The 22,886-nt window shown below is 72.2% G+C and carries 30 protein-coding genes; 11 read left to right on the forward strand and 19 right to left on the reverse strand.

Annotated elements, in window-relative coordinates; all coding sequences use genetic code 11:
* Positions 1-6 precede the first annotated feature (6 nt).
* Positions 7-735: an SDR family oxidoreductase gene (locus tag ACZ6H8_RS11375; protein WP_464146948.1), complete on the forward strand. Its 729-nt coding sequence runs from the start codon at positions 7-9 to the stop codon at positions 733-735.
* Positions 736-737: 2 nt separating this feature from the next.
* A complete protein-coding gene (locus ACZ6H8_RS11380) occupies positions 738-1,454 on the forward strand; it encodes a FadR/GntR family transcriptional regulator (RefSeq protein ID WP_464146949.1) in 717 nt (238 codons plus the stop codon).
* A gap of 5 nt (positions 1,455-1,459) precedes the next feature.
* Here ACZ6H8_RS11380 and ACZ6H8_RS11385 read toward each other — a convergent pair whose 3' ends face one another.
* From ACZ6H8_RS11385 to ACZ6H8_RS11450, 14 genes are all read right to left on the reverse strand, one after another.
* Positions 1,460-1,798 (reverse strand): DUF202 domain-containing protein, encoded by a 339-nt coding sequence (locus tag ACZ6H8_RS11385; RefSeq protein ID WP_464146950.1) that lies wholly within the window; start codon positions 1,796-1,798, stop codon positions 1,460-1,462.
* The gene (locus ACZ6H8_RS11390; RefSeq protein ID WP_464146951.1) at positions 1,795-2,160 is read right to left on the reverse strand and encodes a YidH family protein; all 366 of its coding nucleotides are present in this window, start codon (positions 2,158-2,160) and stop codon (positions 1,795-1,797) included. Before ACZ6H8_RS11390 ends, ACZ6H8_RS11385 begins: the two co-directional genes overlap by 4 nt.
* A complete protein-coding gene (locus tag ACZ6H8_RS11395; protein WP_464146952.1) occupies positions 2,157-3,119 on the reverse strand; it encodes a formylglycine-generating enzyme family protein in 963 nt (320 codons plus the stop codon). The genes ACZ6H8_RS11390 and ACZ6H8_RS11395 overlap by 4 nt, the downstream gene beginning before the upstream one ends.
* A 107-nt stretch (positions 3,120-3,226) precedes the next feature.
* On the reverse strand, positions 3,227-3,703 hold the full coding sequence (locus ACZ6H8_RS11400; RefSeq protein ID WP_464146953.1) for a pyridoxamine 5'-phosphate oxidase family protein: 477 nt from the start codon (positions 3,701-3,703) through the stop codon (positions 3,227-3,229).
* Positions 3,704-3,854: 151 nt separating this feature from the next.
* Positions 3,855-4,106: a hypothetical protein gene (locus ACZ6H8_RS11405; RefSeq protein ID WP_464146954.1), complete on the reverse strand. Its 252-nt coding sequence runs from the start codon at positions 4,104-4,106 to the stop codon at positions 3,855-3,857.
* 107 nt (positions 4,107-4,213) lie between these two features.
* On the reverse strand, positions 4,214-4,459 hold the full coding sequence (locus ACZ6H8_RS11410; RefSeq protein ID WP_464146955.1) for a hypothetical protein: 246 nt from the start codon (positions 4,457-4,459) through the stop codon (positions 4,214-4,216).
* A 33-nt stretch (positions 4,460-4,492) separates the two neighbouring features.
* A complete protein-coding gene (locus tag ACZ6H8_RS11415) occupies positions 4,493-4,894 on the reverse strand; it encodes a hypothetical protein (protein WP_464146956.1) in 402 nt (133 codons plus the stop codon).
* 121 nt (positions 4,895-5,015) lie between these two features.
* Complete coding sequence (locus ACZ6H8_RS11420; protein ID WP_464146958.1) at positions 5,016-5,207, reverse strand: CsbD family protein; 192 nt, start codon at positions 5,205-5,207, stop codon at positions 5,016-5,018.
* 70 nt (positions 5,208-5,277) lie between these two features.
* Positions 5,278-5,880, reverse strand: a complete 603-nt coding sequence (locus tag ACZ6H8_RS11425; protein WP_464146960.1) for a hypothetical protein — start codon at positions 5,878-5,880, stop codon at positions 5,278-5,280.
* Positions 5,877-6,419 (reverse strand): hypothetical protein, encoded by a 543-nt coding sequence (locus ACZ6H8_RS11430; protein WP_464146962.1) that lies wholly within the window; start codon positions 6,417-6,419, stop codon positions 5,877-5,879. The genes ACZ6H8_RS11425 and ACZ6H8_RS11430 overlap by 4 nt, the downstream gene beginning before the upstream one ends.
* Positions 6,416-6,721 carry a hypothetical protein gene (locus ACZ6H8_RS11435; protein WP_464146963.1) on the reverse strand — a complete coding sequence of 102 codons (306 nt, stop codon included), beginning with the start codon at positions 6,719-6,721 and terminating at the stop codon, positions 6,416-6,418. The genes ACZ6H8_RS11430 and ACZ6H8_RS11435 overlap by 4 nt, the downstream gene beginning before the upstream one ends.
* Positions 6,718-6,906, reverse strand: a complete 189-nt coding sequence (locus ACZ6H8_RS11440) for a hypothetical protein (RefSeq protein ID WP_464146964.1) — start codon at positions 6,904-6,906, stop codon at positions 6,718-6,720. Before ACZ6H8_RS11440 ends, ACZ6H8_RS11435 begins: the two co-directional genes overlap by 4 nt.
* Positions 6,903-7,334 carry an Asp23/Gls24 family envelope stress response protein gene (locus ACZ6H8_RS11445; RefSeq protein ID WP_464146965.1) on the reverse strand — a complete coding sequence of 144 codons (432 nt, stop codon included), beginning with the start codon at positions 7,332-7,334 and terminating at the stop codon, positions 6,903-6,905. The genes ACZ6H8_RS11440 and ACZ6H8_RS11445 overlap by 4 nt, the downstream gene beginning before the upstream one ends.
* A gap of 386 nt (positions 7,335-7,720) precedes the next feature.
* A complete protein-coding gene (locus ACZ6H8_RS11450; protein ID WP_464146966.1) occupies positions 7,721-8,134 on the reverse strand; it encodes a hypothetical protein in 414 nt (137 codons plus the stop codon).
* Positions 8,135-8,203: 69 nt separating this feature from the next.
* Between ACZ6H8_RS11450 and ACZ6H8_RS11455 the strand changes: the two genes are divergently transcribed.
* Positions 8,204-9,022: a suppressor of fused domain protein gene (locus ACZ6H8_RS11455; protein ID WP_464146967.1), complete on the forward strand. Its 819-nt coding sequence runs from the start codon at positions 8,204-8,206 to the stop codon at positions 9,020-9,022.
* A 58-nt stretch (positions 9,023-9,080) separates the two neighbouring features.
* On the opposite strand, the gene ACZ6H8_RS11460 is transcribed toward ACZ6H8_RS11455, so the two are convergent.
* Positions 9,081-9,752 (reverse strand): dihydrofolate reductase family protein, encoded by a 672-nt coding sequence (locus ACZ6H8_RS11460; RefSeq protein ID WP_464146968.1) that lies wholly within the window; start codon positions 9,750-9,752, stop codon positions 9,081-9,083.
* Between the two features lie 93 nt (positions 9,753-9,845).
* On the opposite strand from ACZ6H8_RS11460, the gene ACZ6H8_RS11465 reads away from it, so the two are divergent.
* The 4 genes from ACZ6H8_RS11465 (at position 9,846) to ACZ6H8_RS11480 (ending at position 14,683) form a co-directional block, all read left to right on the forward strand.
* Positions 9,846-11,126, forward strand: a complete 1,281-nt coding sequence (locus ACZ6H8_RS11465) for an MFS transporter (protein ID WP_464146969.1) — start codon at positions 9,846-9,848, stop codon at positions 11,124-11,126.
* Entirely contained in the window at positions 11,113-11,904 is a 792-nt protein-coding gene (locus ACZ6H8_RS11470) for a MerR family transcriptional regulator (protein WP_464146970.1), read from the forward strand. The genes ACZ6H8_RS11465 and ACZ6H8_RS11470 overlap by 14 nt, the downstream gene beginning before the upstream one ends.
* A gap of 311 nt (positions 11,905-12,215) precedes the next feature.
* Positions 12,216-13,658: a hemolysin family protein gene (locus ACZ6H8_RS11475; RefSeq protein WP_464146971.1), complete on the forward strand. Its 1,443-nt coding sequence runs from the start codon at positions 12,216-12,218 to the stop codon at positions 13,656-13,658.
* Complete coding sequence (locus ACZ6H8_RS11480) at positions 13,655-14,683, forward strand: CNNM domain-containing protein (protein WP_464146973.1); 1,029 nt, start codon at positions 13,655-13,657, stop codon at positions 14,681-14,683. Before ACZ6H8_RS11475 ends, ACZ6H8_RS11480 begins: the two co-directional genes overlap by 4 nt.
* 85 nt (positions 14,684-14,768) lie before the next feature.
* Here the strand turns inward: ACZ6H8_RS11480 and ACZ6H8_RS11485 are convergent, their stop codons facing one another.
* Both ACZ6H8_RS11485 and ACZ6H8_RS11490 read right to left on the reverse strand, forming a co-directional pair.
* Positions 14,769-15,299: a hypothetical protein gene (locus tag ACZ6H8_RS11485; RefSeq protein ID WP_464146974.1), complete on the reverse strand. Its 531-nt coding sequence runs from the start codon at positions 15,297-15,299 to the stop codon at positions 14,769-14,771.
* 73 nt (positions 15,300-15,372) lie between these two features.
* Positions 15,373-16,662: an ROK family transcriptional regulator gene (locus tag ACZ6H8_RS11490; RefSeq protein ID WP_464146976.1), complete on the reverse strand. Its 1,290-nt coding sequence runs from the start codon at positions 16,660-16,662 to the stop codon at positions 15,373-15,375.
* A 124-nt stretch (positions 16,663-16,786) separates the two neighbouring features.
* Here ACZ6H8_RS11490 and ACZ6H8_RS11495 point away from each other — a divergent pair, with 124 nt between their 5' ends.
* From ACZ6H8_RS11495 to ACZ6H8_RS11510, 4 genes are read left to right on the forward strand one after another with little or no spacing between them, the layout of a single operon-like run.
* Positions 16,787-17,479: a ribulose-phosphate 3-epimerase gene (locus tag ACZ6H8_RS11495; RefSeq protein WP_464146977.1), complete on the forward strand. Its 693-nt coding sequence runs from the start codon at positions 16,787-16,789 to the stop codon at positions 17,477-17,479.
* The gene (gene hxlB, locus ACZ6H8_RS11500) at positions 17,476-18,033 is read left to right on the forward strand and encodes a 6-phospho-3-hexuloisomerase (RefSeq protein ID WP_464146978.1); all 558 of its coding nucleotides are present in this window, start codon (positions 17,476-17,478) and stop codon (positions 18,031-18,033) included. Before ACZ6H8_RS11495 ends, hxlB begins: the two co-directional genes overlap by 4 nt.
* A 5-nt stretch (positions 18,034-18,038) precedes the next feature.
* Complete coding sequence (locus ACZ6H8_RS11505; RefSeq protein WP_464146979.1) at positions 18,039-18,857, forward strand: sorbitol-6-phosphate dehydrogenase subunit; 819 nt, start codon at positions 18,039-18,041, stop codon at positions 18,855-18,857.
* Between the two features lie 31 nt (positions 18,858-18,888).
* Entirely contained in the window at positions 18,889-20,883 is a 1,995-nt protein-coding gene (locus ACZ6H8_RS11510) for a PTS mannitol transporter subunit IICBA (protein WP_464146980.1), read from the forward strand.
* 94 nt (positions 20,884-20,977) lie between these two features.
* Here the strand turns inward: ACZ6H8_RS11510 and ACZ6H8_RS11515 are convergent, their stop codons facing one another.
* Together ACZ6H8_RS11515 and denD are read right to left on the reverse strand one after the other, a co-directional pair.
* Positions 20,978-21,418 (reverse strand): hypothetical protein, encoded by a 441-nt coding sequence (locus ACZ6H8_RS11515; RefSeq protein WP_464146981.1) that lies wholly within the window; start codon positions 21,416-21,418, stop codon positions 20,978-20,980.
* Positions 21,419-21,692: 274 nt separating this feature from the next.
* On the reverse strand, positions 21,693-22,676 hold the full coding sequence (gene denD / locus ACZ6H8_RS11520) for a D-erythronate dehydrogenase (RefSeq protein WP_464146982.1): 984 nt from the start codon (positions 22,674-22,676) through the stop codon (positions 21,693-21,695).
* Between the last annotated feature and the right edge of the window lie 210 nt (positions 22,677-22,886).

The following is a 22,886-nucleotide window of genomic DNA, read 5'->3' on the forward strand; positions in this document are numbered from 1 at the left end:
GCCGCGATGAGCGAGCAACGGAGCACGGTCGCCTGGATCACGGGCGCGGGATCGGGCATGGGTGAGGCATCCGCACGCGCTGCGGCTGCTGCCGGGTGGCGCGTCGCGCTGAGCGGCCGGCGACGCGAGGCGCTCGAGACGGTCGCGGACGGCATCCGCACCGCCGGCGGCGAGGCGATCGTCGTGCCGCTCGACGTCGCGGACCGTGACGCCGTCGCCGCAGCGCGCGACGCGGTCGTCGAGGCGTACGGCCGCATCGACGCGGTCGTGCTCGCCGCAGGCCTCAACACGCCGAGACGTCGCTGGTCGGATCAGTCGATGGCGGAGTTCGACGCCATCCTGCAGACGAACCTCGCCGGCCCCGCGTCCGTCGTCGACGCAGCCCTGCCGCAGCTGCGCGCGCACGCCGGCGTCGCCGTCATCGTCTCCTCGTACTCCGCCTGGGCGTTCAACCCCATCGCCGGCGTCGCGTACAGCGCCAGCAAGAAGGGGCTCGCGGAGCTCGCCCGCACGCTCAACGCGCAGGAGGCCGCCTCGGGTGTGCGCGCCTGCCACCTCTGCCCCGGCGACGTCGCGACCGACTTCCTCGAGCACCGCCCGAGCGTGCCGGATGCGACCGCACGGTCCGTGATGCTCACCCCCGACGACATCGCGCGCACGGTGCAGTTCGTGCTCGACTCCCCCGCCCACGTGCGCTTCGACGAGCTCGTCGTGTCGCCCGTGTCGCAGGTGTGACGGTGGCGGCCTCCGACGGCGCCTCCTTCCGACCGCTGCTCGACCGACTCGGTCGCGACATCGTCGACGGGCGCCTCGTCGCCGGCGTCGGTGACACGGTGGATGCGATCGTCGCGCGCACCGGCGCCTCTCGCACGGTCGTGCGCGAGACCACGCGCGTGCTCGTGTCGCTCGGCATGCTCAGCGCCGGACGCCGCGTCGGGCTGCGGGTGCTGCCGCGCACCGACTGGGATCTGCTGGATCCGCAGGTCATCCGCTGGCGGCTCGAGTCTGGCGATCGCGGCGCGCAGCTGCACGAGCTGCGCGGGCTGCGGCTCGCGATCGAGCCGGAGGCGGCGCGGCTCGCGGCCACGCTGCGCTCCGACGACGAGTCGGCAGCGCTCGATGCGGCGGCCGAGGCTCTCGCTGCCGCCACCGAGCAACGTGCAGGCGAGGCGTTCCTCGACGCCGACCGCCGGTTCCACGGCATCGTGCTGTCGCTCGCGCGCAACGGCATGCTCGCGCGGCTCGGCGCCGTCGTCGACGAGGCCCTGCGCGAGCGCACGCCGACCAGCGTCATCCGTTGGGAGCACGCGCCTGCCGACGTCACGCTGCACCGTACGGTCGCAGCAGCCATCGCGCACGGAGACGGGACCGCGGCCGCAGAGGCCATGCGGCAGATCGTCGACCCGACGGGCGAGGGCACGCTCCAGTCGGCCGACGGCTCGTCGACGTCCTGAGCCGCCTACGCGAGCGCCACGAGCAGCACGACCACGAGCCCCGCCGCACCGGCGGCGAGCACGAGCGCAGCGACCCCCGTGAGCAGGCCGGCGCCCGGCAGCATGCCGCGGTCGCCGTCGGCGGCGAGCACCGCCTGCACGGCACGGAACCGGCGACGGACGGCGACCCACAGCGCGCCGGCCGCGACGAGGCCCGCGACGCCGCCGAGCACCCACCACGCGTCGCCGAGGGCCGCGGGCAGCAGCCGCAGCGCCACGAGCGATCCGACCGCGAGCCCGAGCGCCGTGCGCCGCCAGGCGAGCTCGGTGCGCTCGGGCTGCAAGCCCGCGTCGAAGAGCGTCACGGCACGAGCAGCGCGAGCACCACGAGCAGCCCAGCCGCGGCGACGGCGATCGCCAGCACGATGCCGAGCGGCGAGGCAGGCAGCGGCTGCGCCAGCCGCAGCGCACGCTCGCTGCTCGCCCATCCGAGCCATGCGAGCACGGGAGTGACGATGCCGGCGGCGATGAGCACCATCGACGCCGCGAGCCGCAACCCCTCCTGCAGGTCGAGACCCAGCAGCTCGAGTGCCACGCCACCTGCGAGCAGCGCGAGCGCGGTGCGGATCCAGGCGAGGAAGGTGCGCTCGTTCGCGAGCGTGAAGCGAGCGTCGGGCTCCGAGCCGCGTCCGTAGACGGATGCCGGGAAGCGGCCGCGCCGGCTCACGCCGCCACCGTGCGGAATCCGGCGTTGCCCATCGAGGAGTCCGGCGTGTTCTGCGAGCGCGCCGCGTTGCGGTAGCGGTTGCAGTACGACAGGTGGCACAGGTAGCTGCCGCCGCGCAGCACTCGCGTCTCGCCGCGGTCGGGCCCGACGGGGTTCGCGCGGGACGCGCTCCGATAGGTGCCGGCGTCGAACCAGTCCGCGCACCACTCCCACACGTTGCCGACCATCTGCCACAACCCGAAGCCGTTCGGCTCGTACGTGCGCACGCGCGCGGTCGTCACCCATCCGTCGGCGGCGGAGTTCCTCGTCGGGAACTCGCCCTGGAAGATGTTGGCTCGCCAGCCACCCTCGTCGACGTCGCCGTCGCCCCACGGATACCGGGTGCCGACGAGTCCACCGCGAGCCGCGCGCTCCCACTCGGCCTCGGTCGGGAGTCGGCGACCAGCCCACGCGCAGTAGGCGAGGGCGTCGCCGTGGCTCACATGCACGACGGGGTGGTCGCCCATGCCGTCGATCGACGAGTCGGCACCGCCGGGGTGCCGCCAGCTCGCACCGCGCACGCCCCGCCACCAAGGCGTCTGGGGCGGGGTGCCGAGGATGTCGTCCGCCGGGGCATCGACGGCGAGGTGGAACACCGCGGAGTACCCGAACGACTCCGCCTCGGTGCGGTAGCCGGTCGCCTCGACGAATGCGGCGAACGCGTCGTTCGTGACCGTGGTGACGTCGATCGAGAACGCGTCGAGGGTCACGTGATGCAGGGGCGTCTCGCCATCGTCCGGATTGCGATCCCCGGAGGCGTCTCCCATGACGAACGTGCCGGCGGGGATGCGCGCCTGCTCGATGGCATGGGTTCCGGTCGGCGCAGGTGCCAGGGGCTCCGGCCTGGTGCCGATGGTCGCGAACGTGCCGCGCGAGGGAGTGCCGCAGCCGCAGCCGCAGCCCGCATGCTCGTCTGCCATCGCAACCTCTACCTGCCGTGCTGGGCGTGCCCGCGTCCAGTCGCCGAGCACGCCCGCCAGCCTATCGAGGCGGCTCGCGCGCGCCTCGTGGTCACCCGGCTCGCGACTCAGTCGAGCTGCACGGTGCCGCTCTCGCCACCCTTGGGCTCACCGGTGACCTTCGAGGTCACGAGGCTCACGAGCGTCGCGAGACGGCCGGGGCTGTCCCAGTACTGCGCGCTCGACGCGGTGACCTTCAGCAGCGTCGCCTTCGAGTCCTCCGGCCCCTCGGGGAACCATGCCTCGACGAACGGGTTCCAGTACTCGCGCAGTCGCTCGGGGTCGTCGACGATCGCTGCGGTGCCCGCGATCGACAGCCACTCGGAGTCGCCGCTGAACGAGACGCCCACGGCCGGGTCGACGCCGATGTGCCGCACCGCGGGGGCGTCGCCACCGACGATGAACCACAGGTCGCCGTCGAACTCGCGCTCCTGCACCGTCATGGGGTGCGCCTGCAGCATGCCCTGCTCGTCGCGCGTCGTGAGCATCCCGAACCGGAAGTCCCCCAGCATGTCCTGCACCTGCTCGAGCTCGGTCTTCGCCATCGCCCGTTCCTCTCGTCGTGGTCCCTCCAGCGTCACGCGCACGCGCGTCGGGCGCTGCCCGTTGCGCAGGTGACGGATGCGTGCGACGCAGTCCGCGGCACGTCCGAGACGACGACGCGCATCCGAGGATGCGCGTCGCCGCCGTGCGGGCTCAGCGCTGCGCGCGAGCGAAGGCGCCTGCGAGCACGATCGCGGTGACCGCGACCACGGCGGCGAACGCGATGGGCTGCTCGTCGCGGAGGCGACGGATGCGGCGCCCGGCCGAGCGGGCGACGCCCGTGAGCGACGACTGCTCGCGGAGCTCGTCGACGGCGTCCGAGACCTCTCGTGCGGCGGCCTTCGCGGTCTCGCGCGTGCGCGCGATCGCGTCGTCTGCGGTGTCGCGGATGGTGGGGTCAGCCATGGTGATGTCCTCTCGTGGGGTGTGCTGCGATCCGCCGTGTGGGCGGGGCCTTCGGGGTCCGCCTGGTCGGCGGGGTCGTGCGGGGATCCGCCTCGTGGCGGGGATCGTCAGCGCGCGAGCTGCTTCGCGCGCGTGCGGGCTGCCTTCGCGAGGCGCTTGCCCGTCTGCTCCGCGTCCTTGCGCAGCTGCTTCGCCTGCCGCTCGCGACGCTTGACGGCCTTCGGGTCCGACCACAGGCGCACGAGCTGGTGGCGCACCGACTCGCGGGACTGGATCGTGGGGCGGTTGGCACGCGTGCCGAGGATGTAGCCGACGACGGCGACGCCGCCGACCAGCAGGATCGTGTTGCGCATGAGGGGTCTTCCTTGTCTGTCGTGATGGATGGCTCAGCCGACGCTGCGGATGAGCTCGGTGATGAACGGGATGACGTCGCCGGCGCGGTCGACCGCGGCGTTGGCGGTGACGACGATGGGCCAGATCGAGGCGATGAGCGACGCGACCCAGGCGGCGACGGCGAGCGTCCACGACATCCATCGCGGGCGGGAGATCGCTGCGAGCGCGACGCAGCCGATCGCGACGAGGAACCCGACGACGATCGCGATCGCGATCTGCCCGACGGGCACCTGGAACACGGGGCCGAAGGAGGTCGCTGCCCCCACGAGGCCGAGCACGGGACCGAGCACGAGCAGGCCGTTGCCGAGCACGAGGACGGCGCCGACGGCTGCGGCGACGACGCGCATGGGGATGCGGCGTCCTCCTGTGGTCGGGCGTCGGGTGTAGCGGCCCATGGTGCGTCTCCTTCGTCGAGGTCGGGCTGGGGGGTGAGGGGGCGGTCGCGGAATGCACGACGGCCGCGGCGCGACCCGTCCGGGCTCGCGCCGCGGCCGTGCAGGCGACCGCGAACGGTCGTTACTGCTTGTCGCCGAAGACGTCCTTCGCGGCGTCCTTGACGTGCTCGCCTGCCTGCTTGGCCTTCGCGGCTGCCTGGTCCTTCTGGCCCTCGGCTGCGAGGCGGTCGTTGTCGGTCGCGTTGCCGACGGCCTCCTTCGCCTTGCCGCCGAGCTCCTCCGCCTTGTTGCTGATCTTGTCTCCGAGTCCCATGACTCCTCCTTCGTGTGGTGATGCGTGGCGTCGGCGGGCGCCGATGCCGTCGGGGTGTGGCTGTGGTGGCTCAGGCCGCGCGAGCGGTCTTCGCCATCGACGAGCGGACGCCGCTCGTGAGGTGCACGACGACGGGAGCGTCGATGCCGATGCGCTCGCGAGTGGTCGCTGCGGCCTTCGCGGCGCGGTCGGCGACCTCGTCGAGCCGAGCGTGCTGTCGCACGTCGACCGCGGCGCGCCAGGCGTTGCCGCCCTTGTGCCGCCATGCCGACACGTGCACCTTCAACACGTCGGGGTGCGTGCCCAGCGCCTGACGGTAGACGTCCTGCACGAGGCCGGCCTCGATGACGATGTCGTCGTCGACGACGGCGTCGGAGGTGCGGCCCTTGCCGCGGGTCGCGGCGTGCACGATGGCCCAGACGAGGGCGACGGCTGCGGCGATCGCGAGCGCGACCGTCCACAGGGCTGCCGGGTCGAGGCCGCCGAGCGAGAGGCCGAGCTGCGCGGTGAGCGCCTCCCAGCCGTCTGCGACGGCCTGCGGCGCGGCGCTCCACAGCTGGGATGCCTGCTCGGGCCAGATCTGCCTGGCGATGAGCACGCCGCCGGCGGCGATCCAGCCGATGCCGACGATCACGAGCGCGATGCGGTTCCAGCCGCGGTTCGTGGTGGTCATGCTGCTCCTGCCTTCACGTCGGCGTGCAGGCCCTTGCGGGGCTGCAGCGCATCGATGGTCGTCGTCGCTGCCGCTCTGGCGGCGTCGAGGTCGGCGTCGAAGCCGGCCTCGGACTGCAGCACGGTCTGCGCGCGGCGTCGGCCGAGCACGGTGCGTGCTGCGCCGGGTCCGACGCGCGCCGCACGGGCGGCGGTGCCGGAGATGGCGCTCGCGAGGGTGGAGTCGTCGACGATCACGACGACGCCGTCACGCTCGAGCGCTCGGCGGCTGCGGCGTCCGCTGGAGAGTCCCAGCACGAGCCACACGATGCCGACGACGGCGACGCCGGCGCCGGTCGCGATGCTCGCGGCCCCTGCGGAGGTGAGGAACGTGTGCACGCCCTCGCCCGTGATGCCGGTGGGCAGCAGCCCGAGCGGGTCGAGGATCGCCACGAGGGCGCCTGCGACGAGCACGAGCGCCGTGATGGCGAGTGCGATGGAGGACGTGAGCGACCGTGAGCGATGCAGCTCACGACGCTCGTAGCGTCGCATCCAGCTCATGCGACCCTCCTTCGATCGTCATGGTCGGTGAGTCCGGTGATGCGCACGCGCACCCGGTCGAATCGTGCGCCGGTGATCTCGCTCGATCTGGCGGCGACGGCGTCGCGGCCGCTGGCGGCGGCGCCGAGCACGGGCTCGGAGCCGCCGTACGGCGTCGCGATGTCGATCTCGAGGCGGCCACGGTCTGCGTGGACCTTCGCGCGCACGCTCTTCGGCGTGGTGCGGAAGGTGTCGGCCGTGGCCGCCTCGACGATCGCCCGGATGGCGCGCGGCTCGATGGAGACGCGGCCGGGGATGGTCATCCTCGGCTCCGCCCCTGTGCCGCGTCCACGGCCGCTCGGAGGTTGAGTCGCCCGGTGACGATGCCGCCGATGACGGCGCCGACCGCTCCGAGGAGCAGGGCGATGAGGAATCCGCCGAGGCCGAACGCGAGTCCGAAGAAGGCGAGGATCAGGCCGGCGAGTGCGCCGAGGGTGTAGCCGTTCATGCGACTCGCGACTCCTCTGCGTCATCGTCGTCCTGGCCGGGGATGAACACGTCGGTCACGGTCACGTTGATCTCGGCGATCTCCATGCCCACGAGCTCGGTGATGGCACGACCCACGGCGCGGCGCACGTCCTCGGCGACGACCTGGAGCTGCTCGGGGTACTCGACGACGATCGTCACGTCGGCTGCGACCTGCGTCTCGCCGACCTCGACCTTGATGCCCTGGCCCTGGTCGCGCTGGCCGATGGCGTCGCGAACGTTGCCCACGAGGCGAGCGGCGCCGCCACCGAGGTCGTGCACGCCGCGCACCTCGCGTGCCGCGATGCCTGCGATCTTCGCGACGACCGGGTCGACGACCGTGGTCGTGCCCGTGACGGCGCCCGTGCCGGCTGCGGCGGCTGCGGTGTTGGGGGTGGGGGTGGTAGCCATGATGGCTCCTTTCGTTCCTGGTCTAGGTCCTTCGAGAGTGAGACGTCGCCACCTCGCGATTCGTCACGGAGAATTTTCCTTCGATTTCGAACGGCTTCGATGAGGGCTTCTCAGGTTCATTCGGAGCGATCGAGGCGTCGGGTTGCCCACATCCGCAGCAGGAGTGCGATCCGGGGTGCATGCACCGATGCGGGTGACGAGCCGCCGGCGCCCTCCTCATGCCGCCCGATCGCGTCGGTCGCGGCACGCGACGCCGTGCGCGGAGGCGGGGTCGAGATGGTTCGGCTGACGCGCACGCTGGCCCCCGCGCCGACCCCGCGTCGGGCGACGGCGAGCGCCGCCGCCGACCCGAGCCCTGCCCCTGCCGCTCGACGGCCGTCCGGCGGCTACGGCTGGTACGGCGCGCACGTGCCGTCGACGACGACGCGCACGGACTGGCCTGCGGGGTCGACGAGGTCGACCTCGAACGCGACCCGGTCGCCATCGACGGTGGCGACCACGGCATCCGCCTCAGGGTCGAGGGAGGAGGCGGTGCCGTCGTGCGCGGCCTCCTCGAGGGCGTAGCCGGAGCCGACGTTGGCGAGGATCGCTGCGAAGCCGTCGGCGCCGACGTGGATGGAGGTGCGCCAGTCGCTGTCGACGAACCGCGAGCACGTCGGCTGCTCGAGCAGCACGCCGTCGACTGCGACGCCCAACGGCTCGCCGGGGTCGGGCCTCGCCCCCGACGTCGCGGAGCACCCCGTCAGCATCGCCGCGAGCGCGACGGCGACGACGGAGCGGGCGCGCAGGGTCGTCGACATGCGCCCAACGTGCCATCCGACCGTGCACGCTCCCTGGGTACGTGCATGGAGGTCGACGAGACTGGGCGCATGACCGACCGCGATCCGTCCTTCCCCACGCACGTCTTCGACGCCTTGGGCGTGGAGCCGATGGTGCACGCAGACAGGATCGGCGGCGCGGTCGCCGTCGTCGAGAAGCGGCCGGCCGACGGGCCGATCACGATCATGACGTCGGGTGCCTCGTTGCTGCCGACCGACTCCGGCGAGCGTGTCGAGCTGGCCGTCGAGGTGGTCGAGGGGCAGCAGGGTGCGGCGACGGTCGCGCTCGGCATCGTGTGCGACGACATCGCGACGAACCGTCGCGTGCCGCCCGTCGGCAGCCCGTGGCGCAGCAGCAGGCCGTTCCTGCTCGAGACGCGCATCTCGGCGATCATGGCCACCGGGTCGCGCTGGGGCGCCTCGTTCGACGAGGTGCGCTCGGCCGACGGGGCCGTGGTCGGGCACGTGCGTACGCTGCGGCTGCTGACGGATGCAGAGGCGACGTTCGCGTCCGAGCACGACTGGGAGGCGCTCGTCGCCGAGGCCGGCTCGGTCGACGCGCTGCTCGACGTCACCCGCGACAGCACCGTCGCCGGCGGCGGGGTCGCCCGCAACGCGCCCGTGTTCCTGTCGAGGCTGCACGCGGAGCATCCGCCCCGCTGGGTCACGTTCACGGGCGCCGACCTGCAGTCGGTGACGGGGCTCGAGTCGGATGCGTACATGGACGACGCCGCGAACCACGAGGTGTGGTCGGTCGGCTCGTTCGTCGCGCGATTCCCGTGGGTCGAGCGCTTCACGCGCGAGGCGCTGCCCGGGCAGACGGCGCTGTTCGTCGACGACTCGGGTGCGTACACGATCGAGGACGACTGACGCCGCCGCTGCGCGGCACGCATCGGCGGGCCGTGCAGCGCCGATCAGGCGCGATCGCTCATCCGGGGTCGACGCCGAAGTCCCCGGAGCGGCGGTCGGCGCTGGCCCGCTCGGCGTCCGGCAGGTGCTCCTTCGCGTCGTCGTACGACGCGGGCGTCTCGCCGCCTGCCGTCGGGCCGGGCGCGACGCGGTAGATGGTGCGGAGCATGCCGGTGGGCAGCGCCTCGGCCGAGACGAGCTCGAAGTGCTGCATGACGCCCGTCTCGTCGAACAGGCGCTCGCCTGCACGGGCGGCGACGGGATGCACGAGCAGCCGCAGCTCGTCGAGCTGGCCACCTGCGAGGAGCGCGCGGACGATCTGGATCGACCCGGCGACGAGCACCGTGCCGACTCCCTCGTCGCGCAGCGCCTTCGCTGCAGCGACGACGTCGCCGGTGCGCTCCACGTTGCGCCACCCCAGCTCCTCGACGCCGCGGGTCGCGACGACCTTGCGCAGGTCGCCGAGCTGCTTCGCGAAGCCTGCATCCTCGCCGCCCGCCGCCTCGCGGTCCGGCCACGCGCCTGCGAACGACTCGTAGGTGACGCGGCCGAGGATGAGCGCGTCGACGCCCGCGTAGTCCTCGCCCACCGCGGCGCCCACGGCCTCGTCGAAGTAGGGGAAGTGCCAGGCGGGGTCGATCTCGGCGACGCCGTCGAGCGAGATGAACAGGGTGGACACGATGGTGGTCATGCGAGCTCCCGCGATCGGTTGCCGCCGAGCCTAGACGCCTGCCGCATGCACGTGGCTTGACCCCGACGCGACGTCATGGTCTGTGCTGGCAGCATGCACCTCGTCCCCATCGCGTACCTCGCGTCGTACCTGCTCTCTCTGCTGGGCAACTCCGTCGCGGCGATCGCCGTGCCGCTCATCGTGCTGCAGACCACCGGCAGCGCCCTCGGCGCGGGCACGGTCGCCGCGGCCACGGCGATCCCGGCGGTGCTCGCCGGCCTCCTCATGGGCGTCGTCATCGACCGCATCGACCGCCGCACCTCGTCGGTCGTCACCGACCTCATCTCGGCGGCGTCGATCGCGGCGCTGCCCATCGTCGACATGGTCACCGGCCTGAGCCTCGGATGGTTCGTGGTGCTCGGCATCGTCGGCTCGCTGGGCGACATCCCAGGCATGACGGCCAGGGAGGCGTTGCTGCCCGCCATCGTGCGGCACGGCAGCCTCGGCGCGGAGCGGCTCATGGGGCTGCGCGAGAGCCTCGGCGCCATCGCGATGCTGCTCGGCCCTGCCGCTGCGGGCACGCTCATGGTGCTCTTCGACGGCTCGACGGTGCTGTGGATCACGGCGGGCACGTCGCTCGCCGCGGCGCTCGTCACGCTGCTGCTGCCGCGCGCCGTGGGCGCGCTCCCGCACGACGCCTCCGCTGCGGCGTCGCCGAGCACGGCGTGGTCGCAGCTGCGCGACGGATGGCGGGTGCTGCTGCGCACCCCCTTCCTCGTCGCGGTCACGCTGCTGGGCATGGCATCGGTGCTCGTGCTCGCGGCGATGCAGGGACTCGTGCTGCCGGTGTTCTTCACGCAGGAGGGGCAGCCGGGCCTGCTCGGCTTCGTGCTGAGCGCGCTCGCCGCCGGCACGCTGCTGGGCAGCGGCGTCTACGCCTTCGCGGGCACGCGGGGGCCACGACGGGCGTGGTTCGTCGTCGGCCTCGTCGGCACGACGGCGGGCATCGCGACGATCGCGACCCTCGCGTCGGTGTGGGTCGTGCTCGCGGGAGCGTTCGTCATCGGGCTCGCGAGCGGACTGTTCGGCGCGCTGATCGGCGTGCTCATGATCGAGCGCATCCCCGAGGCGATGCGCGGCCGCATCATGGGCACGCAGAACGCGATGATGACGGTCGCGCCGTCGGTCGGCATCATGCTCGTCGGCGTCCTCACCGAGTTCGCGAGCCAGCAGGTGGCGGCGCTCACGCTGCTGGGCGTGTGGGCGGTGGCGTTCGTGCTCGCGCTCCTCGCGAGGTCGCTTCGTAGACTCGAGCCGGCTGGCGCGGCGGCCGCCGACGCCCCGCTCGCCACGAGGTCGACGGCGAAGGTGGTGGATGCGGATGCTGAGCACTGAGCTCGCGTCGCTCGCCGGCGTCACGGTGCGCACGCTGCGGCACTACCACCAGGTCGGCATCCTGCCGGAGCCCGAGCGCGGCGCGAACGGCTACCGCCGCTATGGCGTGCACGACCTCGTGCGGGTGCTGCGCATCCGCCGCCTCGCAGCCGTGGGGGTGCCGCTCGAGGAGATGCCGAGGCTGCTCGACGCGTCGGACGCCGACGACGGCGAGGCCGGTGCCGACGCGGATGCGGATGCGCTGCTGGAGCGGCTCGACGCGGAGCTCGCAGCGCAGGCCGCGCGCATCGCGGCGCGACGCGAGGTGATCGCGCAGCTGCGCGACACCGCGGCGCGCCTCGACATGCCACCGCAGCTCGCGCGCTTCCTGGGATCGATGTCGGGCATCGCGTCCTCTGCCGAGATGGCGCGCATCGATCGCGACCAGACGGTGCTGCTGGCGCACCTCGTGGGCGATGCGGGCATGCCGCACCTCGTCGGCTTCTACGAGCGGATGAGCGCGCCAGACGTGCTGCCGCAGCTCACGCGCATCTCGTCGAGCTTCGAGCGGCTCGACGCGTCCACGACCGATGCCGAGCTCGAGGCGTTCGTCGACGACTTCGTCACGTCGCTCGACCCGGTGCTGCGGCCGCTGTGGAGCGAGCACGCCGGCCTCGACCTCACGCGTGCGTCGCCGTTGCTGGCCGAGCACTCCGCGTCGATCCTCACCGATGTGCAGCTGCGGGCCCTCGAGCTCGTCGGCGAGCGCCTCGACGCCCTCCTCCCTCCCCATCTGTGAGGTTCTCGGCCACATGTGGGGTCACAAGCGGCCGAGATCCTAGGACGCCGGCATCCCCCGCCACCTATGACTTCGTCATCACTTCCGGCCGGGACCGCCGCCATCGGTGCGAGACGTGCCCTCGAGTTCGTACGATGGCAAGACCCATTCCCTGACCCACGAGAGCGAAGCGCCGTGAGCCATCGAACGTCCTCCCCCGACTCGGAGGGCCGAAGTCCCTCCACCGACTCGGAGGGGCGAAGTCCCTCTCCAGACTCGGAGGGTCGATCACCCACCCCGAACCCGGTAGCCACCCGAGGGGGTGAGGGTTCATGATCCCGGCGCTGCTCACGCTGCTGCTGGGCGTGCTGCTGACGTCGGCGATCATCGCCGCCTGCGGATTCTTCGTCGCGCAGGAGTTCGCGTACATGTCGGTCGACCGGTCGCGCATCGCCGCGAAGGCGGCGGCAGGCGACGTGCAGGCGAAGCGCGTGCAGGCGATCACGAAGCGCACCTCCTTCATGCTGTCGGGTGCGCAGCTGGGCATCACCGTCACCGGCCTGCTCATCGGCTACGTCGCCGAGCCGCTCATCGGCGAGTCGCTGGGCACGCTGCTCGGCGGCGTCGGCATCGACCCGGTGGTGAGCGTGCTCGTCGGCACGAGCCTCGCGCTCGTGCTCGCCACCATCGTCACGATGATCTTCGGCGAGCTGTACCCGAAGAACTACGCCATCGCGAACCCCGAGCCGCTCGCGAGGGCGCTCGCCATCCCCACGCGCATCTACCTGCTCGCGTTCGGCTGGCTCATCACCGTCTTCGACGTGGCAGCGAACGCCCTGCTGCGGCTGCTGCGCATCGAGCCCCTCGAGGACGTCGACGCGAGCGCCACGGCGCGCGACCTCGAGGCGATCGTCGAGGAGTCGCGCGTCAGCGGGCACCTGCCCGCCGACCTGTCGATGATGATCGACCGCATCCTCGACTTCCCTCACCGCGACGTCGAGCATGCGATGGTGCCGCGGTCGCGCGTGGACTCGGTGTCGCCGGATGCGACGATCGGCGAGGTGCGCGCACGCATGGCGACCGCGCACACCCGCTACCCGGTCGTCGACGACCACGACTCCCCCGTGGGCGTCGTCGAGCTCGTCGACGTGCTGCGCTCGCAGGCGCCCGACTCGGCGCCCGTCACCGCGGTGATGCGCGACGCGGTGGTGCTGCCCGCGACGATGCTGCTGCCGCAGGCGCTCGACCGCATGCAGCGCACCCGCAACGAGCTGGTGTGCGTCGTCGACGAGCACGGCTCGTTCGACGGCATCCTCACGATCGAGGACCTCACCGAGGAGGTCGTGGGCGAGCTCTCCGACGAGCACGACGTCGAGGAGACCGCGTTCGCCGCCAGTGGCGACCACGCATGGGTGCTGCCAGGCGACGTGCACGTCGACGAGGTCGAGCGACTCATCGGCCACGACCTCCCCGAGGGCGACGACGAGACCATCGCGGGCGTCGCGATCCGCCACCACGGCGACCTGCCCGCCGAGGGCGACGTCGTGCGCGTCGACCTGCCCGAGCGGGCTGGCGAGACCGTCGAGGGCATCGAGATCGACCGTTGGCTCGAGATCGAGATCGCGGCGGTCGAGCGGCACGTGCCGAGCCAGGTCGTGCTGCGACTGCTCGAGCTCGACCGGGCCGACGCACACGGGCGGGCCGCTGCGGATGCGGACGCGGAGGCGGCAGATGCCGTCGCCGCCCCCGCCCACGACGAGGAGGTGCAGCGATGAACCCGTGGCTGGTCGCGGCGATCACGACGCTGCTCATCGTCGCGAGCGCGTTCTTCGTCATCGTCGAGTTCGCGCTCCTCGCCGCCCGCAGGCACCGACTCGAGGAGGAGGCGCCGCGCAGCGCATCCGCCCGCGCAGCGCTGCGTGGCGTGAACGAGCTCACCGTCATGCTGGCCTTCGCGCAGCTGGGCATCACGATCTGCACCTTCCTGCTGGGTGCGATCACGAAGCCGGCGATCGACGACGCCCTGTCGCCCGTGTTCGAGGCGTGGGGGCTGCCGTTCTGGCTGTCCGACGTGCTGGCGTTCATGCTCGCGCTCATCGTGGTGACGTTCCTGCATCTCGTGATCGGCGAGATGGCCCCGAAGTCGTGGGCGATCGCCCACCCCGAGACCGCTGCGAAGGCGACGGGCATCCTCGCCCGCGCCATGACGTGGCCGCTGCGCCCGTTCCTGCTGTGGATCAACCACATCGCGAACCGGCTCGTGAAGGCGTCGGGCGTGGAGCCGGTCGAGAAGGCTGCCGCCGGCGGGCAGGACGTCGACACGATCCGCGAGCTCGTCGCGCACTCGCGTGCCGCCGGCGTGCTCGAGATGCAGTACTCGGAGCCGATCGCGAAGGCGATCGCGCTGACGACCCTGCAGGTGTCGGATGTGGTGCGCCAGGATGCGACGCCCACGTCGGTGCCGCAGTCGGCGACCGCTGCCGACGTGCAGGCCGCCTCCGCCCGCACCGGGCACCTGCGGGTGCTCGTCGGCGCGGGCGCGACGTCGCGGGTCGTGCACGTGCGCGACACCCTCGCGGTGCCGGCGACCACGCCGGTGTCGACGCTCGCGCGGGACGCGTTCACGGTCACGGCAGACGCGTCGGTGCCCGACGTGCTCGGTCGCATGCGCCGCGAGCGCGTGCAGCTGGCGACGGTCGTCTCGGGTGCCGAGCTGCTGGGCGTCGTCACGCTCGACGACCTGCTGCGCGAGGTGCTGCCGGGTCCGGCCGACCCGATCGCGGAGCCCCTCCCGGCCTAGCCTCCGTTCGAGGCTCGCTGCCCCCGACCGCTCCTTCAGATGCGAGCGCAGCGAGCCTCGAGAGGAGCCCGCCCCTCGGCCGGCGCTACCCCCACCGCCGACCGGTGTGCCCGACGTAGCCACGGGCCGCGATCGCCTGCATGAGGGGCCGTACGTCGAACGCGGCGCAGTTGACGGCGATGCGCGTGCCGTCGACCGCCCGCACCTCGAGGATCGGCGCCCCACGCATCGTGCGCAGGCTCGACGAGGCGATCTCGTCGAACACGACCCATCGCACGCGTCGCAGCGCGTCGCGCATGACGATGCGATCGTCGAGCACCGCGAGCCGCCAGTTGCCGTGCAGCACGACGAGCGCGAGCCCCACGCCCACGATCGCGATGGATGCGATGCGCATGGCGAGCAGGTCGTCGGCCCCGTCGTCGGTGAACGCCACGAGCGCCAGCACGACGCCGACGACGGCGAGCAGCCAGCCGAGCACGGCGATGATGCGAGGCAGGCGGACGCCTCCGCCGACGGCCGGGGTCGGCCGGCGCCGCATCCACCGGCTCGCGAGCGCGATGAGCGCCGAGACGACGAGCGTCGACGCAGCGATGAGCACGAGCCGCATCCAGTCCACGCCGATCCCCTCCCGGCGTCCGCGGTGCGAGGGCTCTCCGCCCCGAGCCGCCGGATGTGCGCCTCCGCGCAGGCTAGCGTCGGAGCCCACCATCTCGGGCGCGCCGGTCCGCGACCTCCGCCAGGCGGAACGTCTTGAGTCGGTCGGGCTCGAGCAGGTGGCGGCGCCCCAGCAGGTATGCGCCCGCGACGCCGAGATCCGCGGCCATGCTGCTGTAGTCGATGACGAGGTCCTTCGTCGCGAGCGCGCGGGCCCTCGAGTACACGACGCTGCGCACCCCGGCGAGCAGGTCGTGGGTGACGCTCGACAGGCCGCTCGTGATGACGACGCGGCGCGGGTTGAGCGCGTTGCAGAGGGCCGAGACCACCTCGCCGAGCATCTCGGCGCTCTCGCGCACCACCCGGGTGACACGGGGATCCTGCGTGCGCACGAGGTGCGCGAGCAGGTCCGAGCCCTCGAGCCCCGCGTCGTCGTCGGCGATCCCCATGGCGCGCAGCCGGGCGAGCATGGCCGGCACGGCCGCGACCGACTCGACGCATCCGCGCGAGCCGCACGCGCAGAGCGTGTCGCCGCCGGCAGCGCAGGGGATGTGCCCGACGTCGCCTGCGGAGCCGTTGGCGCCGCGATAGATCTCCCCCGCACCGTCGACGATGCCCGCGCCGATGCCCGTGCCGACCTGCACCGACAGGAGTGGGAGCGCATCGGAGCCGAGCAGCCCGGCCTCCGCGATGGCTCGCACGGCGCAGTCGTTCTCGAGCAGCACGCGGCAGCCGAGCAGTCGCTCGAGCGTGCCGACGACGTCGTGGCCGTCCCACGACGGCAGCACCGTGGGGCGCAGCGGCGCGTGCGTGCGCGTGTCGATGCGCGCGGGGAAGGCGACGACCGCGACCCGCTGCTGCGCGCGCGGGTGCTCGTCGGCGCCCGCCGCCTCGCTCGAGAGCTCGAGCAGCAACGTCGCGAGACGCTCGAGCGCCTCAGCAGGTGGGCCCGACGTCGGCAGGTACATGCGTCGCCTGGCGAGGATCCGCCCGCGCAGGTCGACGACGGCGGCGGTCGTCGCCTGCGCACCCATCTCGACGGCGAGCACGTGGGCGGCGGCACCGTCGAGCTCGACCATCTCGGCTGGCCGTCCGCGGCCGGCGTGCGGGCGCTGCGCCGTGCGAGCCAGCACGCCGCGGTGCAGCAGCCAGTCGACGTGCGCGCTCACCGACGACCGCGGCAGCCCGGACTCGCGGACGAGCTCGGCCTTGCTCGTCGCGCCGAGGCCGCCGATGCGGTGGGCGATGCTGCTCGCCGCGTGCTCTGCTGCGACGCTGCCGTCTGCGACGGTCGGCCACGCGAGGTCGGGCAGCTGGCTGAGCACCGACGAATTCTGTCACACCTGAGCAGAATGCTGTCGTTGAACGTGCGCTATCGAGCGCCCTAGCGTCGCTGATCGGCACGCGTCCCGCCCGGGCGACGCGTCGACGACGACGGGACGACACGCAGTGGCACGCATCCAGTACGCGGCATCGATCATGTGCGCGGATCTCGCGAACCTCGAGCCCTCCATCGCCGAGGTCGAGGCCGCAGGGGTGGATGCGTTGCACGTGGATGTGCTCGACGGCAGGTTCAGCCCGAGCATGCCGCTCGGCCTCGAGACGATCCGCCGCATGCGTCAGGTGACGTCGCTGCCGTTCGACGCGCACGTCATGACGACCGACAACGAGCTGTTCGTCACCGAGATGCTCGCGCTCGGCGCGGAGTCGGTGACGTTCCACGTGGAGACGACGCTGCACGTCGACCGTCTCATCGGACTCGCTCGTGCGTCGGGTGCGAAGGTCGGCGTGGCGCTCAACCCCGCGACGTCGCTGTCGGTGCTCGAGTTCGTGCTGCCGCTCGTCGACTCCGTGTGCCTCATGCTCATCAACCCCGGCTACGCGACGAACGCATCCGAGCAGCAGGTGCCGTACGCCGCCGAGAAGGTCTCGCGTCTGCGGCGCCGCATCGACGACGAGGGCCTCGACGTCGACGTGCAGGTCGACGGGCGCGTGTCGTTCGCGACCGTGCCGAACCTCGTGCGCGCAGGTGCGACGAGCCTCGTGCTCGGCAGCACGAGCCTGTTCTCGAAGGACGGCACGCTCGCCGAGAACCGCGCTCGCCTCGACGAGTGCGTCGCGGCAGGCGGGGGCACGCGATGAGGTTCGTCGACGCGCAGTCGAGCATCGTCGACGAGATCCGCGGCGCGATGGCAGGCATCGACCCCGCGCAGGTGGATGCGCTCGTCGAGGCGATCGTCGCCGCCGACCGCGTGTTCTTCGTCGGCGTCGGCCGGGTGAAGCTCGCGCTCGAGGGCGTCGCGAAGCGCCTCGCGCACCTGGGCATCGACACGGTCGTCGTCGGCCAGATCACGGAGCCCGCGATCACGGACGCCGACCTGCTCGTCGTCGGCTCGGGCAGCGGCGAGAGCCTCTTCCCGCTCGCGATCGCCGGCAAGGCGAAGCAGCACGGCGCCGCGGTCGCGCACGTCGGCGCGAACCCCAGCAGCTCGATGCGCGAGCACGCCGACGTGTTCGTGCGCGTGCCCGTGCAGACGAAGCTCGGCCTGCCGGGCGAGATCCCCTCCGCCCAACCCATGACGAGCCTGTTCGAGCAGAGCCTGCTGCTGCTGGGCGACGCGATCGCCCTCATGCTCGTCGACCGATCCGGCATCCCGCTGCACGACCTGTGGCGCCACCACGCGAACCTGGAGTGAACCGCATGACCACCATCACGAGCACCGGCTGGATCGACCTGGCCGGCACGGTCGTCGTCGTCACGGGCGGCGCCTCCGGCATCGGCGCCGAGATCGCCAGGTCGCTCACCCGCAACGGCGCGACCGTCGTCGTCGCCGACCTCCGCACCGAGCACGTCACCGACGAGCTCGCAGCGACGGCGATCGCATGCGACACGACCGACGCCGCGAGCGTCGAGCGCATGGTCGCGGAGACCGTCGCAGCGCACGGCCGCATCGACGCGCTCGTCAACAACGCGGGCGTCAACCGGCCCCGACTGCTCGTCGACGTGCGCGGCGAGCAGCCGGGCTACGAGGCGACGGAGGCCGACTTCGACTTCATCACGGCCGTGAACCAGAAGGGCCCGTTCCTCTGCGCGCAGGCCGTCGCCCGTCGCATGGTCGAGGCTGGTGGTGGCGTCATCGTCAACATCTCCTCGGAGGCGGGCGTCGAGGGCTCGAAGGGCCAGAGCATCTACTCGGCGACGAAGGCGGCGCTCAACGGCTTCACGCGCTCGTGGGCGAAGGAGCTCGGCCCGCATGGCATCCGCGTCGTCGGCATCGCACCCGGCATCAACAAGCGCACGAACATGAACAACGACGAGAACTACCGCGCGCTCGCGTACACGCGCGGCATGGAGGTCGACGAGCTCGAGGCCATCGACGCCGCCTACGCCCGCACCATCCCCCTCGGCCGCGTCGGCGAGCACGACGAGGTCGCCGACCTCGTCGGCTACCTCGTCTCCGACCGCTCCAGCTACATCACCGGCACCACCATCAACATCACCGGCGGCAAGTCGCGGTGACGCGGCGGGCCACCACGACGAAGGACAGCACATGGACGATGCGACGAAGCGTGCTCCTCCCGTGACCGACGACCGCTCCGGCTCCCCGCGCCGCAGGGACGCGCTCGTGCGCATCCAGCGCTTCGGCAACTTCCTGAGCGGCATGGTCATGCCGAACCTCGGCGCGTTCGTGGCGTGGGGGCTGCTGACGGCCCTGTTCATCCCGACCGGATGGTTCCCGAACGAGAGCCTCGCCGAGCTCGTCAGCCCGATCATGACGTACGCGCTGCCGATGCTCATCGGCTTCACGGGCGGCGCGATGGTGCACGGCGCCCGCGGCGGCGCGATCGGCGTGCTCGCCACGATGGGCGTCGTCGTCGGCGCCGACGTGACGATGCTCATCGGCGCGATGGTCATGGGCCCGCTCGCAGCGTGGCTCATGAAGCAGGTCGACCGTCTGTTCGACGGCAAGGTGAAGCCCGGCTTCGAGATGCTCATCAGCAACTTCTCGATGGGCATCCTCGGCCTGCTGCTCGCCATCGCCGGCTACCTCGGCATCGGCCCGGTCTTCGGAGTCGTGCTCACCGCGCTGTCGGCGGGCGTCGACTGGATCCTCGACCTCGGCCTGCTGCCGCTCGTGTCGATCCTCGTCGCCCCCGCGCAGGTGCTGTTCCTCAACAACGCGATCAACCACGGCATCATGGGGCCGCTCGGCATCGAGCAGGTCGCCGAGCAGGGGCGTTCGATCCTGTTCCTCGTGGACGCGAACCCCGGGCCGTCGGTGGGCACGCTGCTCGCGATCAGCATCTTCGGCGTCGGCATGGCGAAGCGCACGGCTCCGATGGCTGCGCTCATCGCCGGCGTCGGCGGCATCGGCGAGGTGTACTTCCCCTTCATCCTCATGAAGCCGAAGCTCGTGTTCGCGACGATGGGCGGCATGGCGACGTCGCTGTTCCTGCTGCAGCTGCTCGGCGGCGGCACGGTCGCGACCCCGTCGCCGGGCAGCTTCTTCGCGATGATGGCGCTGTCGCCCGCTGGGGCGATCCTCGGCAACCTGGCCGGGTTCTTCGGCGGCATGGCGGTGTCGTTCGTCATCGGATGGGCGCTGCTGCGCGGCGAGCGGCGCAAGGCCGACGACAGCGTCGACCTCGAGGACGGCAGCGAGGCCGATCGCGCACGCCACAATGCGGCTGCGCTCGACGCGGGCGCGCCCGGCCGCATCCGCAAGGTCGTCGTCGCGTGCGACGCAGGGATGGGCTCGAGCGCGATGGGCGCGTCGATCCTGAAGTCGAAGGTGCGCAAGCGCATGCTCGACGTCGACGTGAGCAACGCGAAGATCGAGGAGATCCCCGCCGACGCCGACCTCGTCGTCACCCACACGCAGCTCGTGGGTCGTGCGCGACAGCTGCACGACGACGGCACGAAGCGGTTCATGACGATCACGAACTTCATGCACGCCGAGCAGTACGACGAGATCGTCGACCTGCTCGAGCGCGCTCCTGCGACCGTCGCGAGCGGGCCGGCGTCGTCGTCGGCTGCAGCGCCTGGCGCTGCCGCCGCCGCGGCAGCCGGCTCGGGCTCCTCGGAGGCGTCGGGCTCGGCGTCCGCGTCGGAGCTGCGGGCCGACGGCGTGCTCGCTGCCGCGAACGTGACCTTGGGCGCCTCGTACGCGTCGAAGGCCGACGCGATCGAGGCGGCCGGCGCGATCCTCGTCCGCGAGGGCTACGTGACCGACGCATACGTCGTCTCGATGCACGAGCGCGACCGGCAGATGTCGGTGTACGTCGGCAACCACGTGGCGATCCCGCACGGCACGAGCGGGTCGGAGGCCGACATCCTGCGGTCGGGCGTCTCGGTCGTGCAGGTGCCGGACGGCGTCGACTTCGATGGCGAGACGGCGTACGTGCTGTTCGGCATCGCAGGCCGCGACGGCGAGCACCTGCCCATCCTCAGCGCGATCGCCGAGCGCCTCACCGACGAGGCGGCCGTCGAGCGCATCCGCACGGCGTCGAGCGTCGACGAGATCCTGGCGATCCTGGTCGACTAGGACCTCGCGGTCACCGCGTCCATCCAGCCCCGCAGCCCCTGCGTCTCGCGACAGCGCAGGGGCTGCGGCATGTCCGCGTGGCGCGTGCTCGCGCTCAGTCGCCGGCGACGAGCCCTGCGATGCCGAGCACGAGCACGATGGCGCCGATCGCGCCGAAGATGTACGGCCAGATGCGCATGGGGATGAAGAACAGCGTCGACCGCGGCCGCTGGAGGATGGGCTGGCCCGTGCGCGGGTCGTGGGCAGGCACCCACTGGAACCACTGCTCGCGACCCTGCGCGTCGACGATCGGCTGCTGCAGCTGCTGCTGGATCATCGGCTGCACCGGCTTGTCGATGACCGTGCCGACGAGGAAGTGCACGAACGCCCACAGCGCGGCCGCGGCGACGAGGATGCCGATGCCCATCGCGAACGTCTGCTGCGTGTTCGTGGGGTTCGGGCCGAACAGCAACGGTGCGAGGCCTGCGAGCCCGATGAGCAGTGCGAGCGGGATGGTGAGGATCGCGACGATGCCCCAGCGCTGCCAGATGATCATGGCTCGATGCTGCCAGGCACCGGCTGGGTGGATGCTGGCGCGGCCCCCAACCCCAGGCGCCGTCTTCCCAACCGCTCCTTGAGGTGCGAGCGAAGCGAGCCTCGAAAGGGGCCGCACCCACCGCCCCGCGGCACCCGCCGACCCTCTCGACCTCTGCGGATGCGAAGCACGTGCCCGTCGCGACGCAGTACGAGCGTGACGATCAGCTCGGCCGCGTGTCGTTCCTGCAGACGCTCATCGGCGCGGCGCGCGAACGGTGTCTGGGCTCCGGGGCTCAGCCGACGACCGGCATCCCCACGAGCTCGAGGTACTCCCGCACCACCTCGTCCACCGACGCGGGTGCCGAGATGCCCAGCGCGAGTGCGCGCTGCGGGTCGAACGCGCCGGGCCAGGATGCGACGATCGCCTCGATCGCCGGGTCGATCGCCACGTCGACGAGGTCGGACAGCGGCTGCCCGGAGACGCGATCGAGCGTCGTGAGCATCGCCGACGGCGTCGTGGAGAGCCCGGGCAGGATGACGGCCGTCGGGCTGCCCCACTCCTCGGCGCTGGCCGACGCGGCGCGCACGAGCGCATCCACCGTCTTCACGGGCGACGAGAGGCTGATGGGCGTCTCGGGCGGCACGGGCAGCGTGGCGCGGACGCCGGCGACGGGCTCGCGCACGATGCCCGAGACGAACGACGACGCGGCGGCGTTCGGCGCACCGGGTCGCACGGCGACGGTCTGCAGGCGCACGGTGCGGGCGTGCACGAGGCCGCGGCGGCCGTAGTCGGCGACGAGCAGCTCTGCGATGTACTTCTGCGCGCCGTAGCTCGACTGCGGTCGCGGCAGGCTGTCGTCGCCGATGACGTCGGGCTGGCCCAGGTGCGGGTCGTCGCCGAAGACGGCGAGCGAGCTCGTGAACACGAAGGTCGCAGGCGCCGCGCCCGCCTCGGTCGCGGCGCGCAGGTGGTCGAGCAGCGCGCGCGTGTCGTCGACGTTCGTCTGCATGCCCAGGTCGAGGTCGGCCTCGGCAGCACCCGAGACGACGCCCGCGAGGTGGAAGACGAGGTCGAGGGAGCCGAGGTCGCCGAGCCGCTCGCCGATCGGCCCGACGAGCGCGGTCACGCGGTCGTCGGCGAGCAGCTCGGGGCGCGGCTCGACGATGTCGAGCAGCGTGAGCGACTCGATGGCGCCGATGGGCGCCTCCTCGCCGAGGATGCGGTGGGCGAGCTGGGATCCGACGAAGCCGGCACCGCCGGTGATGAGGACGCGCATGCCTCCATCATCCCCGTCGGCGCCGGCTGCGGCTACGTCAACCGGGCAGCGACTCGCACACGCGGTAGTCGCCGTCGCCATCGAGCCCACCGGGGTTGCTGTATCCCTGGGTGCGCCAGTAGTTCCACCAGGTCTGCGCAGCCGTCTGCGTGGGGAAGTTGGCGCAGCGCACGCTGGGGCTCGGGGTCGGGCCAGCGGGCGGTCCTGGCG

This window comes from Agrococcus sp. AC640b (assembly GCF_979255995.1).